Source organism: Pelagibacterium flavum (genome assembly GCF_025854335.1).
Classification (GTDB): Bacteria; Pseudomonadota; Alphaproteobacteria; order Rhizobiales; family Devosiaceae; genus Pelagibacterium; species Pelagibacterium flavum.
In genome coordinates this window covers 3,807,918-3,825,194 of the sequence record NZ_CP107716.1, presented here as the reverse complement: position 1 = coordinate 3,825,194, position 17,277 = coordinate 3,807,918, and the positions used below count along the sequence as shown (strand labels likewise).

The following is a 17,277-nucleotide window of genomic DNA, read 5'->3' as shown; positions in this document are numbered from 1 at the left end:
CCGTCCTTAACCTGCGATAACCAGCCACAGCCCGCCAAATGCGGTCACACCGCCAGCGATCCGTGTAGCGATGACGCCTCGCGTCGTCGCCAGACCGCGACCCAGACCGACGCCTGCTGCATGCAGGAACGCGGTGGCGACAAGAAAGCCACCGGCATAGCCGAACGCCCCCGCTTCACCCATTTCCCCACCATGGGCATAGCCGTGAAAGAGTGCAAAGAACGCGACCGTCGCGGCAACGCCCGCCGTCGGCAGCGGCAGGGCCAGTGCCACCATGATGCCGACAAAAATCACCGAGGCCAGAATGACCGGCTCGACGAACGGCAGCGGCATCCCCACCAAAGCCGCGCCGAATCCCAGGGCCATCGTGGCGACAAAGGCGGCTGGTACGGCCCAAAGCGCCCTGCCTCCTACCGAAGCCGCCCAAAGACCGACGGCGAGCATGGCCAGGATGTGGTCGAGCCCGAACAGCGGGTGGCTGAACCCCGCGGCGAACGAGCCATGTTCAAGCGGATCGAGATGGGCGAAAGCCGGAGCCGTGGCGGCGGCAACAATGACGAGTGCTGCGAAAAGACGTCTGAACATGATCAGGCTCCTTAGCGAATTGGAGAATGGACGGTGACGAGCTTGGTCCCGTCGGGAAAGGTCGCTTCGACCTGAATGTCATGGATCATCTCTGCAATGCCCTCCATCACCTGATCGCGGGAAATCACATGCGCGCCCGCTTCCATGAGTTCTGAAACCGGGCGCCCGTCGCGGGCGCCCTCGATGACGAAATCGGTGATCAGGGCGATCGCCTCGGGATGATTGAGCTTGACGCCGCGCTCGAGCCGGCGCCGCGCCACCATGGCAGCCATCGAGACCAGCAGCTTGTCTTTTTCCCGTGGTGTCAGGTTCATGGTGCCTCCCTTTTTATAGCGACCAGAGCTTGGGCACGGCCCCGGCTCCCGAAAGTGCGGCGATTGCCGGCATGATGATCTTGCGCAGATGATAGCCCGATCGGCCTGTCGCGCGCAGCACGATCTTGTCCCCGATGCGCGACGCGCCCGCGGTGGGATGACCGGCGACAAGCGCCTTGAGCCGTTCGATATGCCGCTCGGCATCCTGTGAGACATAGCACAGCGTCCCATAGGCGCGCGCGCCGCCCAAAAGCGCCAGATTGTCTCGCGCCAGAGTGTCGTCCGCATCTAGCCGGGCTGCCTCGGCATGGAGGAGTTCGCCCTCCCGCCGCACACGCCAGCGATCCGAGATCATCGCTGATCGCGCATCCTCGCCATGCGCCTCTCGCCCGAGGATGATCGCTTCGAGCCCGAGAAAAGTCGCGTCGCCAGCCATATCGACTTCGATCGTCCGCTCCAGCACCGAGCCGTCGAACACAATCGTTTCCTGCGGCAACCAGTCGAGCCTCGCGCCAGCGTCTATGGTCAATTTGGATGCTACGCACGCCGCTCCGCCACTCGAGCGATAGATGCGCTCGCAAGCCTGCGTCGTGATGGCAAGATGGGTCCCCGCGGCAGCGACCGCCGACCATGCCATCCTGTCACCGCCCGTCAGGCCGCCAGATGTATTGATCAGCACGGCCTCGAGCCAGTTTCCATAGGCCCTGGGCACGCGGATCTTGCCGCAGCCGGACTGATAAAGCGTATCGAGCACCGATAGCCCGTCGCGCGCCTTGGTCGCGACGCGGCCCTCGCCTTCGGCACGCTGCATCTGGGGCGTGCCCCCCTGAAAAGCCGGGCTTTCGAGCATCAGACCATCAAATGCCGCTTGACGTCGGGATCGTCGAGATCGGCGGCGGGACCCGAATGCATGATCTCCCCCCGATCCATGACGTAGATATGGTCACTCAATTCGCGACAGAAATCGAGATATTGTTCGACCAGCAGAATGGTCATGCCCATCTCGTCGCGCAAAAACTGCAGTGCCCGCCCGATGTCCTTGATTATCGAAGGTTGGATGCCTTCGGTGGGTTCATCAAGGACCAGAAGGCTCGGGCGCGTCACCAGCGCCCGCCCTATGGCCAGTTGCTGCTGCTGGCCCCCCGAAAGATCGCCGCCTCGGCGGCCCAGCATGGATTTGAGCACCGGAAACAGCTCGAATATCGTGTCGGGGATCGAGCGGTCCTTTGCCTTGAGCGGCGCATAGCCGGTGAGCAGGTTTTCCTTGACGGTCAGAAGCGGAAAGATTTCGCGCCCCTGCGGCACATACCCGATGCCCATTCGCGCCCGCGTGTAGGGCGGAATTTTCTTGAGCTCGAAATCCTCGAGCCTGATCGTGCCGCCGGAAATCGGGTGCGTTCCGGTGATGGCGCGCAACAGCGATGATTTTCCCACCCCGTTACGCCCCAGGACCGAGGTGATCTTGTTGGGCTGGGCGGTGATCGAAACTGTCTTGAGCGCCTGCGCAGCGCCATAATGTAGATCGACATCGGTAACGGTCAGTGTCGTCATGTCAGCGCCCCAGATAACGTTCGATAACCAGCGGATCGGCCGAGACATGCTCAAGCGAGCCTTGCGCCAGTACGGAGCCCTCGGCCAGGCACGTCACGCGACAATCAAGATCGCGCACGAAGCTCATGTCATGCTCCACAACGACGACCGAGTGATGCCGGGAAATCGACTTGAGCAGTTTCGACGTCTCCTCGGTTTCCGAGTCGGTCATGCCGGCCACCGGCTCGTCGACCAACAACAGCTTGGGGTCCTGGGCGAGCAACATGCCGATCTCGAGCCATTGCTTTTGACCGTGAGAGAGATTGGCCGCGTATTCGTCCTTCCTGTGGGAGAGTCGCACAGTGTCCAAAATCTCGGAGATGCGGTCGGTATCGGCGGTGTCGCGCGTATACAGCCAGGACGAAAACACCCCGCGCGGCTTTTTAAGCGCCAGTTCGATATTGTCCCAGACGGTATGGCTTTCAAATACCGTCGGTTTTTGAAACTTGCGGCCGATGCCCAGATTGGCAATCTCGGTTTCATCCTTTCGCGTCAAATCGATCGAACCCTCGAAAAACACTTCGCCCGTATCGGGCCGGGTCTTGCCCGTGATGATGTCCATCATCGTTGTCTTGCCCGCCCCATTGGGGCCGATAATGGCCTGCAATTCGTCGCGCTTGACGAGTAGAGAGAGCGAATTGAGCGCCTTGAACCCATCAAAGGAGACGGTGACGCCATCGAGATAAAGAAGCGAACCTTCGCGCAGTGTATCAACCATTTTCCTTACTCCGCCGGCGAGGGTCTGGCGCCGTGCGGCGCGTCGCTATGGTCATGTCTTTCGACCGGTTTCTCGTCGGTTGCCGGACTGGGGGTGGGGCCGGTGCCTTTTTCGAAAGTATCCGAGGCGCGGCGCTGCCGCAGCGCTGTCCAGGCCGAGGTGAAAATGCCAACGATCCCCTTGGGCATGAACAGCGTCACGAACACGAACATGCCGCCCAGGATAAACAGCCACAGATCGGCGAACGTGCCGGTGAAATAGGACTTTGCCGCATTGACGAGCACCGTGCCGATGATTGGCCCGACAAGCGTTCCGCGCCCCCCCACCGCCGTCCAGATCACAACTTCGATCGAGTTGGCTGGTGCAAACTCTCCAGGATTGATGATCCCCACCTGCGGCACGTAAAGCGCCCCGGCAAGCCCGGCCATCACTGCGGATACGGTAAAGGCAAAGAGTTTGACGTTTTCCACCCGGTAGCCAATGAACCGCGTCCGGCTTTCGGCATCGCGCACGGCGATCATGACCTTGCCGAGCTTTGAGCGCACGATGAGCGAGCACAGGATAAAGCACAGGGCCAGAAGGATGGCAGAGGCGGCAAACAAACTGGCCCGGGTCGACGCTGCCGAGATCGGTGCCCCCAGAATATCGCGGAAATCGGTCAGCCCGTTATTGCCGCCAAACCCCATGTCATTGCGGAAAAAGGCGAGCATGAGTGCGTAGGTCAGCGCTTGGGTGATGATCGAGAGATAGACACCCGTCACCCGACTCCTGAAAGCAAACCAGCCGAAAATGAACGCTAAGAGCCCCGGCACGAACGCCATCATGATGGCGGCGAACCAGAACATGTCGAACCCCTGCCAGTACCAGGGCAGCTCGGAATAGTTCAGAAACACCATGAAATCGGGAAGCACCGGATTGCCATAGACGCCCCGATCGCCGATCTGGCGCATGAGGTACATGCCCATGGCATAGCCACCCAGCGCAAAGAACGCGCCATGGCCCAGCGAAAGAATGCCGCAATAACCCCAGACCAGGTCGAGCGCCAGCGCGAGGGTAGCATAGGTCAGGTACTTCCCCATCAGCGGCACCAGATAATTGGGCACCCGGAGGGGATGGCCGGCGGGGAGCATCAGGTTGGAAAGGGGCACGGCGATCGCGACAATCAGCAATATGGCGACCACCCAGATGGCCTTTGCCCCGAGCTTTTCGAAGATCTTGCCGGTTATCATGCTTCCACCGCCCTTCCCTTGAGCGCGAACAGGCCTCGTGGGCGCCGCTGGATGAACAGGATGATGAGAACGAGGATCAGGATCTTGGCCAGGACGGCCCCGGCATAGGGTTCAAGGAACTTGTTGGCGATGCCCAGCGTCAAAGCGCCCACCAGCGTCCCCCACAGATTTCCGACCCCGCCGAACACCACGACCATGAAGCTGTCGATGATGTAACCCTGCCCCAGATTGGGGGAAACGTTGTCGATCTGGCTCAAGGCCACTCCCGCCAGTCCGGCAACACCCGAACCGAGCCCGAACGTCATGGCGTCCACCCAGGGCGTTCGGATGCCCATGGCCGACGCCATGCGCCGGTTCTGTGTCACCGCCCGCATCTGCAAGCCGAGTGGAGTGCGGTTGAGAACCAATAACAGCAGGGCAAAGACGACGATCGCAAACACCACGATCCACATCCGGTTCCAGGTTATCGCCAGTCCGCCCAGCTCGAATGCCCCCGACATCCAGGACGGGTTGCCCACATCTCGGTTTGTGGCCCCGAAAATGGTCCGCACCCCCTGCTGGATGATCAGCGAAAGACCCCATGTGGCCAAAAGCGTTTCCAGGGGCCGGCCATAGAGCCAACGGATGATGCCGCGCTCGATGGCGATGCCGATCATCGCGGTAATCAAGAAGGCCAGTGGGATCGCGATGGTCAGGGAATAGTCGAAAAGACCCGGGCTGGTCGTGCGGATGATTTCCTGCACGACGAAGGTGACATAGGCGCCCAGCATGACCATCTCGCCATGCGCCATGTTGATGACGCCCATCACCCCGAACGTGATGGCAAGTCCAATGGCGGCCAGGAGCAGAACCGAGCCCAGCGATATGCCGTACCAGACGTTCTGGCCCACGCTCCATATGGCCAGAGACTGGTTGATCTGGGCGAGCCCGGCATCGAGAATGGCCAGCTGGGCCTCGCTGGCCCCGCCTCGCGCCGAGCTGAGAATCGAGAGCGCCGTACGGTCGCCGCGCGCCGCGATTGTGGCGACAGCCTCCGCGAACGCATCTCCCTCAACGTCTGTTTCCAGAAGCGTCGCAGCGCGCGCCTGCTCCATGATGGCGCGCACCCCGGCATCGTCTTCGGCGGCAATGGCGGTTTCAAGCAATTCGAGATTGCCCTCATCCGGGCTCGAAATCATTTGCTGCGCCGCCGACCGGCGCGTGGCCGGATTTTCGCTCATCAGCGTCATGCCGCCGATCGCTGCGGCAATGTCGCGGCGCAGCGAATTGTTGATCCTGATGACGCTCATGTCCCCGGTGATCTCAAGATCGGCGTCCTCGCCCGTCAGGGCGTCGGCATATTGGTCACGTCCGGTCTCGATGAAGATGAAGCCATTGTCGGCTTCATGGAGCGTGCCATTGCCGAGAGCGCGCAGGATCGGCAGCGCCTCATCCTCACCGCTTGCCACCAGAGCGGCAACGGCATCGCGCAACTCGCCAAGACTGGCATCGTAAAGTCCTGGAACGATTTCGGTGACGGTCTGTGCCCGGGTGCTTCCAGCCGACAATGAAGCGAGCACGGCAAGGAACAGGACCGAAATGAATCTGGTGAGCCGATTGAGACTGCGCATGCCGCGTCCCCTTTCACAATCGAGCTGAAGACAAATCGGGGCGAGCCGGGCCCGCAAGCTCCGGGGGCGTTACTGCCCCCGGAGAGATAGCAAGCGCTGGGCTTACTTGGTCGAGCCGCCGCAGGTTTCGGTCTCGGTATTGTAGTTTCCGCAGTTGATCGGAGCGGTCCAGTCGGCTTCGAGAACCGCGGATTCGGGCAGGTAATCCGACCATGCGTCGCCAGGAACCAGATCTTCGGTTTCCCAGACCACGAAGAACTGACCGTCGTCCTGGATTTCACCGATCAGCACCGGCTTGGTAATGTGATGGTTGGCCAGCATGGTCGCCGTGCCGCCGGTCAGGTTTGGCGTTTCGAGCCCGACAATGGCCTCGATCACTGCGTCGGCGTCGGTGGTTCCCGCCGCTTCAACGGCATCAACCCACAGATTAAAGCCGATATAGTGCGCTTCCATCGGATCGTTGGTCACGCGGTCTTCCGAACCGATAAAGTCCTGCCAAGCGGCAATGAATGCTTCGTTTTCGGGCGTTTCCACGCTCATGAAGTAGTTCCAGGCAGCCAGGTGCCCCACAAGCGGCGTGGTATCGAAGCCCGAAAGCTCTTCCTCACCCACCGAGAATGCGACGACCGGAATGTCTTCGGCCGCAACGCCCTGGTTGGCCAGTTCACGGTAGAACGGCACGTTGGCATCGCCATTGATGGTCGAAACCACAGCGGTCTTTTTGCCTTCCGAACCAAAGGCTACGATGTCGGAGACGATCGTCTGCCAGTCCGAATGCCCGAACGGGGTGTAGTTGATCATGATGTCTTCAGACGCCACGCCACTGTCGAGCAGGTACTGCTCGAGAATTTTGTTGGTGGTCTGGGGATAGACATAGTCGGTCCCGGCCAGCACCCAGCGTTCGACGCCTTCTTCGTTCATCAGGTAGTCGACGGCGGGAATCGCCTGCTGGTTGGGTGAAGCGCCGGTGTAGAACACGTTACGCTGGGATTCCTCGCCCTCATACTGGACCGGATAGAACAGCAGCGAGTTGAGCTCTTCAAACACCGGAAGCACCGATTTACGGCACACCGACGTCCAGCAGCCAAAGACGGCGTCCACTTCATCGACTTCGATCAGCCGGCGCGCCAACTCGGCAGCCAGCGGCCAGTCCGATGCAATATCGACGACGACGGGTTCGAGCTGACGGCCCATCACGCCACCGGCTTCGTTCTGTTGCTCTATGAGCATCAACATGACGTCTTTGAGCGTGGTTTCCGAAATCGCCATCGTGCCCGAAAGCGAGTGCAGGATGCCGACCTTGATCGGGCCCTCGTCCTGCGCCATGGCCGGCATGGAAATCATCGATGCGCTCAAGGCTCCTGCCATGAGCACGCCCCCAATGCGTTTGGTCCAGTCTGTCATTTTGTCCTCCGACAGTTGCTGTTGCAGCGCTGGCTAGAGTCGCAAAAAGCATGCCAAGCATTTGGGCGCGCTGGAGGACTTCCGGGTTAACGGACTGTAAACACGGGCCTTTCGGTACAGGAGAGTGGCTGGCGTCGGCAAGGCGATGCCCTGCTGGAGGGACAAAGCCGTCAGCAGATGAATTCTGCGCGCCGCAATCTGGTCAAATAATAGGCAGGCGCTTCGGGAGTGGCGCCTGTACGTGCATATTTTTCGATCACAATAATGATGATAAAACTGTCATCCTAATGACAAACTCCAACTCCTGAAGTACAACATAAGTGCCGGATGTCCTCCGGCAGAGGTTGTTTGCACCACAATCTCATCGCCCCGTACGTTCGCGAGGCGTACGGGGCATTCTTACTTTCCGTACGCACACCAAATATCTTGCATTAGTTGACCGTTCCGGGCCGTCCGGTCACGGTTCTGAGCAAGTGATTCGATGCGCAAGGACCGCCATGACCGCTGTTGCAGAGTTTGCAATGCTCGCCCACGGGTGGCGGCGCATTCTGATGCTGGTGGTTGCAGGCGCGCTGGCCGGCTCCTCGGCCCCTCCGATCTTCTTTCTCGTTGCCTTGTTTCTCGCCATGCCGGTGCTGGTCTGGGCATTGGACGGCGCCGAGCGCAAACGCTCGGTTCGCGCCAGTGTGCTGGGCCCCGCGTTCCGCATCGGGCTCGCTTTTGGCTTTGGCTATTTCCTTGTCGCCCTGCACTGGATCGGCGCGGCCTTTTTCGTTGACGGCGGGTGGCTGCTTGTCGTCATGCCACTTGCTGTGGCCGGGCTTGCGCTGCTGCTTTCTGTGTTCTGGGGGCTGGGCACAGCCTTGGCCCATCTGTTCTGGTCAGCCGGACCGGGCCGGATATTTGCGCTGGCGACCGCACTGACCTTGGCGGAACTGGCGCGTGGCTATCTTTTCACCGGCTTTCCGTTCAATCTTTTGGGCTACACGCTAACCGCCAACCCCGAAATGATGCAGGCCACCAGCCTCGTCGGCGTTTACGGGCTGACATTTGTGGCGATCCTCATTGCGGCCACTCCGGCTTTGGTCTGGCCTGCCGCCGAGCGCTCGCTGATTGCGCGCGTCCTTCCCCTGTTCGCCGCCTTCGGCTTGCTCGCCGGCCAGATCGCCTGGGGCAATTTTCGCCTCAATGAGACGCAGACCGAGCCCTTCGAAGACGTCGTGCTGCGCATCGTCCAGCCGGTCATCCCCCAGGACGTTAAATGGCAGACCTTTGCGCGCGAGGAGACTGTTACCCGCCTACTCGATTTGTCCACCATGCAGACCAACCCTGACGATCAGGGGCTGGGTGACGTCACCCATCTGATCTGGCCCGAGGCGGCCATTCCGTTCTTTTTGTCCGATGAGCCCGAACTGCTTGCCCGCATCGCCCGCACCCTGCCGGACGATATCTGGCTTCTGACCGGCGCTCCCCGCCAGCCTTATGGCGCCAATGGTGAAATTGTGCCCGGCGCCAAGCCGTTCAATTCGGTTCTTGCCTTCAACGGCGAGGGGGAGGTGGTGACTTCCTACGACAAGACCCATCTCGTCCCGTTCGGAGAGTATCTGCCGTTTGGCGATTTCCTGCGCCGGTTTGGCGTCACGCAACTGGTGGAGGGGTCGCAAGGCTGGGCAGCGGGCGCCGGGCGCAGGTTGCTTGAACTGCCCGGCTCGCCCGCCATCCTGCCGCTCGTCTGCTACGAAATTGTTTTTCCCGGCGGCCTTGGTGCTCCCGTCGCCGACGCCGATTTCATTCTCGTTGTCACCAATGACGCATGGTTCGACGGCTCGATCGGCCTGGCCCAGCATTTCCATCATGCCCGCGTCAGGGCGGTCGAAGAGGGGAAATCGATGGTCCGGGCAGCAAATTCGGGCATTTCGGCCATTGTCGATCCGCTTGGGCGCGTCGATGCGATGATGGGAGAAGGCATGGTCGGTGCCATCAAGGGCACGCCGGCCAAGCCGATCGCTCCGACGTTTTTTGCACAATACCGCCATTGGCCGCTGGTCGGCATGCTGATCTTGGGTGCGCTGGCTTCACTGCCGGGTTGGCGCCGCCGCCTCAAGCGCCTCGATTGACCTGATCCATATAAAGCTTTCTTTATATCGCCCTTGCTTTCTGCATCCCAACCTGCGAAAAGCAAATTCGAAAGTGCCCGGGATTGAGCCTGGGCACGCGCACTTCCGCGTGCGCCCTCGCCAGTTGAAATGAGGTTTAACGTGGCCAGTTCTTCCTATCTCTTTACCTCGGAATCGGTTTCCGAGGGACATCCCGACAAGATTTGCGACCAGGTGTCCGACGCCATCGTCGACGCATTCTTCGCCGAAGACCCCTATTCGCGCGTTGCCCTTGAGACCTTGGCGACTACCAACCGCATCGTTCTGGCAGGCGAGGTTCGCGGTCCCGCCTCCATCGATGCGGCCCGCATGGAAGACATCGCGCGCGGTGTCGTCAAGCGGATTGGCTATGAGCAGGAGGGTTTCAATTGGAAGACCCTCGATGTCTCCTGCCACGTGCACGAGCAGTCTGCCCACATCGCCCAGGGCGTCGATGCTTCGGGCAACAAGGACGAAGGGGCCGGCGATCAGGGCATCATGTTCGGCTTTGCCGTCAACGAGACGCCCGAGCTGATGCCGGCGCCTCTCACTTACGCCCATAAGATCTTGAAGAACATGGCGGCTGCCCGCCATTCCGGCGCCGTCTCCCAGTTCGGCCCCGACGCCAAGAGCCAGGTGACGCTGAAATACGAGAATGGCAAGCCAGTTGGCGTTTCCGCTGTCGTCGTCTCCACCCAGCATGTCGAGAACGTATCCCAACAATGCGTCCGTGACCTTGTGCGCCCCTTCGTCGAAGACGTGCTGCCCAAGGGCTGGATGCCGCCAGAGGACGAATTCTACGTCAATCCCACTGGCGCTTTCGTCATTGGCGGGCCTGACGGCGACGCAGGGCTGACCGGTCGCAAGATCATCGTGGACACCTATGGTGGCGCGGCTCCCCATGGCGGCGGCGCGTTCTCGGGCAAGGATCCCACCAAGGTCGACCGATCGGCAGCATACGCGGCCCGCTATCTGGCGAAAAACGTCGTCGCGGCGGGCCTGGCGGAAAAATGCGTCATCCAGCTTTCCTACGCCATCGGCGTGTCCAAGCCGCTGTCGATCTTTGTCGATACTTACGGCACCGGCACCGTCGATGAGGATCGGCTCGGTGTGGTGCTGCAAAAAGTGATGAACCTTTCCCCGCGCGGGATCCGCGAACATCTGGGCCTCAACAAGCCCATTTACGAGCGGACCGCCGCCTATGGCCATTTCGGGCGCGAGCCGGAAGCCGATGGCGGTTTCTCCTGGGAAAAGACCGACCTGGCCGACGCGATCCGGGCCGAGCTGACCTGATCCTTGCCCGGCCGACCCATTGATTGTAAAGCGCGGCGCAACACGCCGCGCTTCTTGTTTTTGATTGTGAACCCATGACGTCCAAATCCATCCCGCAGGACCCCAAAGGGCCGCGTGCCTTTTTCGGACGCCGTTCGGGCAAGAAGCTCCACAAGGGCCAGCAGGTGTTGTTCGAGACCCTGCTTCCCGAACTAACGGTCGATATTTCCGCCCCTGTGGATCCCGGCGCGTTGTTCTCCCAGGCAAAACGCATCCACCTCGAAGTCGGCTATGGCGGTGGCGAACATCTCGCGCGTATGGCGCGCGAAAACCCGCAAGATGGTTTCATCGGCTGCGAGGTCTTTACCGGCGGCATCGGCAAGTTGCTGGAAACCATCGATGTCGAGGGCACCACAAATATCGCGCTTTTCCCCGACGACGTCATCAAGTTGCTCGCCGTTATGCCTGACGCCTCGGTTGAGTGTCTTTACGTTCTCTATCCCGACCCGTGGCCCAAGCCGCGCCATCACAAGCGGCGCCTGATCCGGTTCGAAATTCTCGCCGAGTTCGCCCGCGTCCTCAAACCCGGCGGCACATTCCGGTTCGCGACCGACATCGAGGACTATGCCAACTGGACGCTGGCCCATATTTTAAGAGCCGACAGTTTTGACTGGGCCATCGCAGAACCCGGCGCCTGGCACGCACCCTATCCCGGCTGGCAGGCAACAAGGTACGAGCAGAAGGCTCGCCGGCAGGGGCGCATGAAGAGCTTTTATTTCGAGTTCTTGCGTTCGTGACGATGCGGCGCTATATGAAGCGTAACAATCTCGGAAAATGAGAGAGTGGGTGCCGACCGGCCCCGCTCTTTTTTATTACCTCGATCAGGGTAAGCATGACGGCCAATACAAAACGCTACATCCGCGAATCCGCCCTTGAGGCGCGTGTCGCCGCTATCGTCGAGCCGGTGGCCCAATCGCTGGGCTACGATCTGGTTCGCGTGCGCATCAGCAATGACAATGGCTGCACGCTGCAGATCATGTGTGAGGACGAAAACGGGCATTTCGCTATTACCGATTGCGAAAAGCTCCACCACGACCTCAATCCGGTTCTCGATCTCGAAGACCCCATCGACCGCGAATATCACCTCGAGATTTCCTCCCCCGGCGTCGACCGTCCGCTGGTCCGGGCCCGCGATTTCCAGGCCTGGGTCGGACACGAAGCCAAGGTTGAACTCGCCGAAATGATCGAGGGCCGCAAGCGCTTCCGGGGCGATATCGTCGGCGCCGACGATGATAATTTCTCGATTCGCCTGCCCGACGCTCCGGCAGGCACCGATCCGGTCCATGTGCTGCCGCTGGCGCTTCTGGCCGAAGCAAAGCTGTTGATGACCGACAAGCTGCTCGACGAAGCACGCCAGCGCCAGGCCGAAAATCCCGATTACGACGAAGCCGATGAGGACGTCGAAACCATCATTGACGAAACCGACGGCGGCGACGCCGACGAGCGAACCCAGGAGAATTGATCCAATGGCCGTTTCAGCGAACAGGTTGGAGCTTTTGCAGATCGCCGATGCCGTGGCGCGCGAAAAGTCCATCGACCGCATGATCGTTATCGAGGCTATGGAAGAGGCCATTCAGCGCGCCGCCAAGGCCCGCTACGGTGCCGAAACCGAGGTCAAGGCCGAGATCAATCCCCGCACCGGCGAGCTGCGCCTGTGGCGCCTGCTCGAAATTGTCGAGCGTGTCGAAGAATATGGCCGGCAGATTTCGCTCAAGGAAGCGCTTGCCAAGAACGACGCCGCCAAGCTCGGCGATTACGTGACAGAGCCGCTCCCCCCGATCGAATTCGGCCGTATCGCTGCCCAGTCGGCCAAGCAGGTCATCGTCCAGAAGGTGCGCGACGCCGAACGCGACCGCATGTACGAAGAATATGCAGACCGTGTTGGCGAAATCGTCAACGGCAGCGTCAAGCGCGTTGAATACGGCAATGTGATCGTCGATCTGGGCCGGGGTGAAGCCATCATTCGTCGCGACGAATTGATCCCGCGTGAGCAGTTCCGTTATGGCGATCGCGTGCGCGCCTATATCTACGACGTGCGCCGCGAGCAACGCGGACCGCAGATTTTCCTCTCGCGCACCCATCCCCAGTTCATGGCCAAGCTTTTTGCCCAGGAAGTGCCGGAAATCTACGACGGCATCATCACCATCCGCTCGATCGCCCGCGATCCGGGCTCGCGCGCCAAGATCGCCGTGACCTCTTCGGATTCCTCGATCGACCCGGTCGGGGCCTGCGTGGGCATGCGCGGATCCCGCGTTCAGGCGGTTGTTGGAGAATTGCAGGGCGAAAAGATTGATATTATCCCCTGGACGAACAATGTAGCAGACTTGGTCGTATCCGCGCTCCAGCCCGCCGACGTCGCCAAGGTGGTGCTCGACGAACAGGCAGAGCGCATCGAAGTCGTGGTTCCCGACGAACAGCTTTCGCTCGCCATCGGTCGTCGCGGCCAGAACGTGCGACTGGCCAGCCAGCTGATCGGCTGGGACATCGACATCCTGACCGAGCAGGAAGAATCCGAACGCCGCCAGAAGGAATTCACCGAGCGGACGGCGCTCTTTATGAACGCGCTCGACGTGGACGAAATGGTCGCCCAGTTGCTCGCCTCGGAAGGCTTCTCCTCGATAGAGGAACTGGCCTATGTCGATCTGGCGGAAATCGCCTCGATCGGCGGGTTCGATGAAGAAACGGCCGGAGAGATTCAGAACCGTGCCACCGAGTTCCTCGATGCACAGGAACGTGAACTCGACGAAGAGCGTCAAAAGCTCGGTGTCGAGGATGCGCTTTACGACATTCCGGGCCTTTCGGCAGCAATGCTGGTTGCCCTGGGCAAGGAAGAAATCAAGACCGTCGAGGACTTCGCCGGTTGCATCGCCGATGATCTGATCGGCTGGACCGAGCGCAAGGACGGTGAAACCAAGCGCTTCGAGGGCACGCTTTCGGCCTTCCCGCTGTCGCGTGAAGAGGCCGAGGACATGATCATGACCGCGCGTCTCAAGGCCGGCTGGATCACCGAAGACGACCTGCCTCAGGCAGAAGTCGTTGAGGATGAAGGCGAAGTTCCCGCCGAGGGCGAGGTCGCAGAATAACGAAACGCCCCCATCGGGGAGTTTGTCAGAACAAGGGTAAAAGGGCGCCGCAATTGGGCCGCGAAAAAGATGTAGACAGGATGTGCGCTCTTACGCGGGCCGAAAAACCCGCTTCCGCGCTCATCCGCTTCGCGGTTTCCCCCGACGGGGTATTGGCGCCCGATGTTGATGCCAAGGCTCCCGGCCGCGGTGTCTGGATCACCCTTTCTGCAGACGCAGTGAACGAGGCGGTGCGCAAAAAGGTTTTTGCGCGAAGCCTCAAGGAAAACGTAACGGTGCCGCCCGACCTTGCAGAACAGGTGCGGACCCGGTTAGAACAGCGCCTGATGGGCACCCTGGGGCTGGCGCGCAAGGCGGGCGCGCTGGTAACCGGCGCCGCCAAGGTCGCTTCGGTTCTCCAGTCGGGGCGGGTGGGCGCGCTGATTACAGCCAGCGATGCCGCTCCCGACGGCCGCCGCAAGATGCTGCAATGGGCCCGGCGCGGCGAAGTCGCCGACAGGCTGGCTCATATCGAATCTCTCTCGTCGACCCAATTGGGTTTGGCATTGGGGCTCGAAAATGTGATACACGCTGCGCTGACTCCCGGCGCGGCAGCAAATTCGGTGATTGAACGGGCAAATCGGCTTGCCCTTTTCAACGCCACAGACAGAGAAGAAGACGGCACCATATGACCGATAAGGACAAGACCAGCGACAATTCGGGCTCGGGGAAAAAGACCCTGACCCTCAAGGGCGCGCCAAATCTTGGCGCACGGCCCGGCATGTCGCGGTCCTCACGCACCGTCGTTGTTGAAAAGCGCACCCGCCGCGTGGGTGGGCCCGGTACGGGCGCGCCTCAACAGTCGGGCGGCAATGCATCAGGGGGCGGGCGGCCCCAGCCGTCCCGTCCGGGTGGGCGCCCGCAATCGGCCAGCCCGCGTCAGAACGTCAATTCGGCCAGTCTCACCCAAAATGAGAACCAGGCCCGCGAACGCGCTCTGCGCGAAGCCGCGGCCCGTGCCGAAGAAGATCGCATCAAGGCCGAAGAAGAAGCACAGCGCCACGCCGAGATCGACGCCCGCCGCAAGGCCGAGCGCGAAGAGGCCGAGCGCCGCGCTGCCGCGGTCGAAGCCGAAAAGGCCCGGGAAGCGGCCAATGAGGAGTTGGACGGGATCGTTCCGGTCAAGGCCGGTCAGGCCCGGCCAAAGCCCGTTGCCAAGCCCAGCCCGCGCGCTGCTCAGCCCGATATGCCGCCTCCGCCGCCTCCGGGCGAAGGCGAGGATGACCGCGTGCGCCGCCGTGCGGCGCCCGGTCCCAAGGCCCTTGTCGACAAGGACGAACTCGAACGCGCCAAGCGCAATGCCGCACCGCGGCCGAGCGCCACGCCGGCGCGCCGCGATTCCAATTCGCGTGGGCGCCTCAACGTCAATTCGGCACTCGACGACAGTGATCGTCGTGGACCTTCGCTCGCCGCCATGCGCCGGCGCCAGAACAAGAAGATGGGCCGCAACACCAAGGTGGCCCAGCCCAAGCTGGCCCGCGAGGTCACGATCCCCGAGGCGATCACGGTGGCCGAACTGGCCAACCGTATGGCCGAGCGCGCTGTCGACGTCATCAAGCTGCTGATGGCCCAGGGCCAGATGCTCAAGATCAACGACGTCATTGATGCCGATACGGCCGAACTGATCGCCACCGAAATGGGACACACCGTCAAGCGCGTCGCCGAAAGCGACGTCGAAGGTGGCCTGTTCGATGATATCGACAATGACGACGCAGGTGATCTGGTCAACCGTCCGCCGGTTGTGACCATCATGGGCCACGTCGACCACGGCAAGACCTCGCTGCTCGATGCGATCCGCGAGGCCAACGTGGTCTCGACCGAAGCCGGTGGTATCACCCAGCATATTGGTGCCTATCAGGTCGAAAAGAACGGCCAGAAGATCACCTTCCTCGATACTCCGGGCCACGAAGCGTTCACCGCCATGCGGGCCCGTGGCGCACAGGCCACCGACATTGCCATTCTTGTGGTGGCAGCCGACGACGGCGTGATGCCCCAGACCATCGAATCCATCAAGCACGCCAAGGCGGCGGGCGTTCCGATCATTGTCGCGATCAACAAGATCGACAAGCAGGGCGCCGATTCCACCCGCGTGCGCACCGAACTGCTTCAGCATGAAGTGTTTGTTGAATCGATGGGCGGTGAAGTGCTGGACGTGGAAGTCTCCGCGCTCAAGAAGACCAATCTCGATGGTCTGCTTGAAGCTGTGCTGCTGCAGTCCGAAGTGCTCGAACTCAAGTCGCCCCAAAGCGGTTCGGCCCAGGGTCTGGTCATCGAATCCAAGCTCGACAAGGGTCGTGGCGCCGTTGCCACCGTTCTGGTGCAGCGCGGCACGCTCAGCGTCGGCGACATTGTCGTGGCCGGCAACGAGTGGGCCAAGGTCCGTGCGCTGATCGACGACAAGGGCGAGCAGGTCAAAACTGCGGGTCCCTCGACGCCGGTCGAAGTGCTTGGTTTCTCGGGCGTTCCCGACGCCGGCGACCGTTTCGCCGTTGTCGAAAGCGAAGCCCGCGCCCGCGAGATCACTGAATACCGCCAGCGCGTCATTCGCGAAAAGACCGCCGGTGGTGGAGCGACCTCGCTCGAGCAGATGATGAACCAGCTCAAAGCTTCGGGCATCGCCAAGTTCCCGCTGCTCATCAAGGGCGACGTTCAGGGTTCGGTCGAAGCGATCGTGACCGCGCTCAACAAGCTCTCGACCGACGAAGTGTCGGCCCAGATCCTCTATTCGGGTGTGGGTGGGATCACCGAATCCGACGTGACGCTCGCCACGGCCTCTGGTGCGGTCATCATCGGGTTCAACGTGCGTGCCAACAAGCAGGCCGCCGATCTGGCGCAGCGCGAAGGCATCGAAGTCCGCTACTACAACATCATCTACGACCTGATCGATGACGTGAAGGGCGTGATGAGCGGGATGCTGGCCCCTGAAGTGCGTGAAACCTTCCTGGGCAATGCCGAAATCCTCGAGGTGTTCAACATCTCCAAGGTCGGCAAGGTCGCAGGCTGCCGGGTTACCGATGGCATGGTCGAGCGTGGCGCGGGCGTGCGTCTGATTCGCGACAACGTGGTTATCCACGAAGGCAAGCTCTCGACGCTCAAGCGTTTCAAGGACGAGGTCAAGGAAGTCCAGTCCGGTCAGGAATGCGGCATGGCGTTCGAGAAGTACGAAGACATGCGCCCCGGCGATGTCATCGAATGCTATCGCGTCGAAAAGGTTCAGCGGACGCTGTAATCTCGCTAA

15 protein-coding genes are annotated in these 17,277 nt (G+C 61.3%); 7 read left to right on the top strand and 8 right to left on the bottom strand.

Annotated features, from left to right (window positions below):
• Positions 1-6: 6 nt before the first annotated feature.
• The 8 genes from OF122_RS19075 to urtA form a co-directional block, all read right to left on the bottom strand.
• Complete coding sequence (locus OF122_RS19075; RefSeq protein WP_264225748.1) at positions 7-585, bottom strand: HupE/UreJ family protein; 579 nt, start codon at positions 583-585, stop codon at positions 7-9.
• 11 nt (positions 586-596) lie between these two features.
• Positions 597-899 carry an urease subunit gamma gene (locus OF122_RS19070; protein ID WP_264225747.1) on the bottom strand — a complete coding sequence of 101 codons (303 nt, stop codon included), beginning with the start codon at positions 897-899 and terminating at the stop codon, positions 597-599.
• A gap of 13 nt (positions 900-912) precedes the next feature.
• On the bottom strand, positions 913-1,749 hold the full coding sequence (locus OF122_RS19065; protein ID WP_264225746.1) for an urease accessory protein UreD: 837 nt from the start codon (positions 1,747-1,749) through the stop codon (positions 913-915).
• Positions 1,749-2,450, bottom strand: coding sequence for an urea ABC transporter ATP-binding subunit UrtE (gene urtE, locus OF122_RS19060; RefSeq protein ID WP_264225745.1), 702 nt, complete (start codon positions 2,448-2,450; stop codon positions 1,749-1,751). The genes OF122_RS19065 and urtE overlap by 1 nt, the downstream gene beginning before the upstream one ends.
• A 1-nt stretch (position 2,451) precedes the next feature.
• Complete coding sequence (gene urtD, locus OF122_RS19055) at positions 2,452-3,207, bottom strand: urea ABC transporter ATP-binding protein UrtD (RefSeq protein ID WP_264225744.1); 756 nt, start codon at positions 3,205-3,207, stop codon at positions 2,452-2,454.
• Positions 3,208-3,212: 5 nt separating this feature from the next.
• Positions 3,213-4,436, bottom strand: a complete 1,224-nt coding sequence (gene urtC, locus OF122_RS19050) for an urea ABC transporter permease subunit UrtC (protein ID WP_264225743.1) — start codon at positions 4,434-4,436, stop codon at positions 3,213-3,215.
• Complete coding sequence (gene urtB, locus OF122_RS19045; protein WP_264225742.1) at positions 4,433-6,046, bottom strand: urea ABC transporter permease subunit UrtB; 1,614 nt, start codon at positions 6,044-6,046, stop codon at positions 4,433-4,435. Before urtB ends, urtC begins: the two co-directional genes overlap by 4 nt.
• Positions 6,047-6,148: 102 nt before the next feature.
• On the bottom strand, positions 6,149-7,414 hold the full coding sequence (gene urtA, locus OF122_RS19040; protein WP_264227712.1) for an urea ABC transporter substrate-binding protein: 1,266 nt from the start codon (positions 7,412-7,414) through the stop codon (positions 6,149-6,151).
• A 533-nt stretch (positions 7,415-7,947) separates the two neighbouring features.
• Here urtA and lnt point away from each other — a divergent pair.
• The 7 genes from lnt to infB all read left to right on the top strand — a co-directional run bounded on the left by lnt (position 7,948) and on the right by infB (position 17,268).
• The gene (gene lnt, locus OF122_RS19035) at positions 7,948-9,567 is read left to right on the top strand and encodes an apolipoprotein N-acyltransferase (RefSeq protein ID WP_264225741.1); all 1,620 of its coding nucleotides are present in this window, start codon (positions 7,948-7,950) and stop codon (positions 9,565-9,567) included.
• 141 nt (positions 9,568-9,708) lie between these two features.
• Entirely contained in the window at positions 9,709-10,878 is a 1,170-nt protein-coding gene (gene metK / locus OF122_RS19030; RefSeq protein ID WP_264225740.1) for a methionine adenosyltransferase, read from the top strand.
• A gap of 74 nt (positions 10,879-10,952) precedes the next feature.
• Entirely contained in the window at positions 10,953-11,654 is a 702-nt protein-coding gene (trmB, locus tag OF122_RS19025) for a tRNA (guanosine(46)-N7)-methyltransferase TrmB (protein WP_264225739.1), read from the top strand.
• A gap of 95 nt (positions 11,655-11,749) precedes the next feature.
• Positions 11,750-12,379, top strand: coding sequence for a ribosome maturation factor RimP (gene rimP / locus OF122_RS19020; protein ID WP_014132686.1), 630 nt, complete (start codon positions 11,750-11,752; stop codon positions 12,377-12,379).
• 4 nt (positions 12,380-12,383) lie between these two features.
• Positions 12,384-14,000 carry a transcription termination factor NusA gene (gene nusA / locus OF122_RS19015; protein WP_264225738.1) on the top strand — a complete coding sequence of 539 codons (1,617 nt, stop codon included), beginning with the start codon at positions 12,384-12,386 and terminating at the stop codon, positions 13,998-14,000.
• Between the two features lie 53 nt (positions 14,001-14,053).
• A complete protein-coding gene (locus OF122_RS19010; RefSeq protein WP_408636272.1) occupies positions 14,054-14,671 on the top strand; it encodes an RNA-binding protein in 618 nt (205 codons plus the stop codon).
• The gene (gene infB, locus OF122_RS19005) at positions 14,668-17,268 is read left to right on the top strand and encodes a translation initiation factor IF-2 (protein WP_264225736.1); all 2,601 of its coding nucleotides are present in this window, start codon (positions 14,668-14,670) and stop codon (positions 17,266-17,268) included. The genes OF122_RS19010 and infB overlap by 4 nt, the downstream gene beginning before the upstream one ends.
• Positions 17,269-17,277 lie beyond the last annotated feature (9 nt).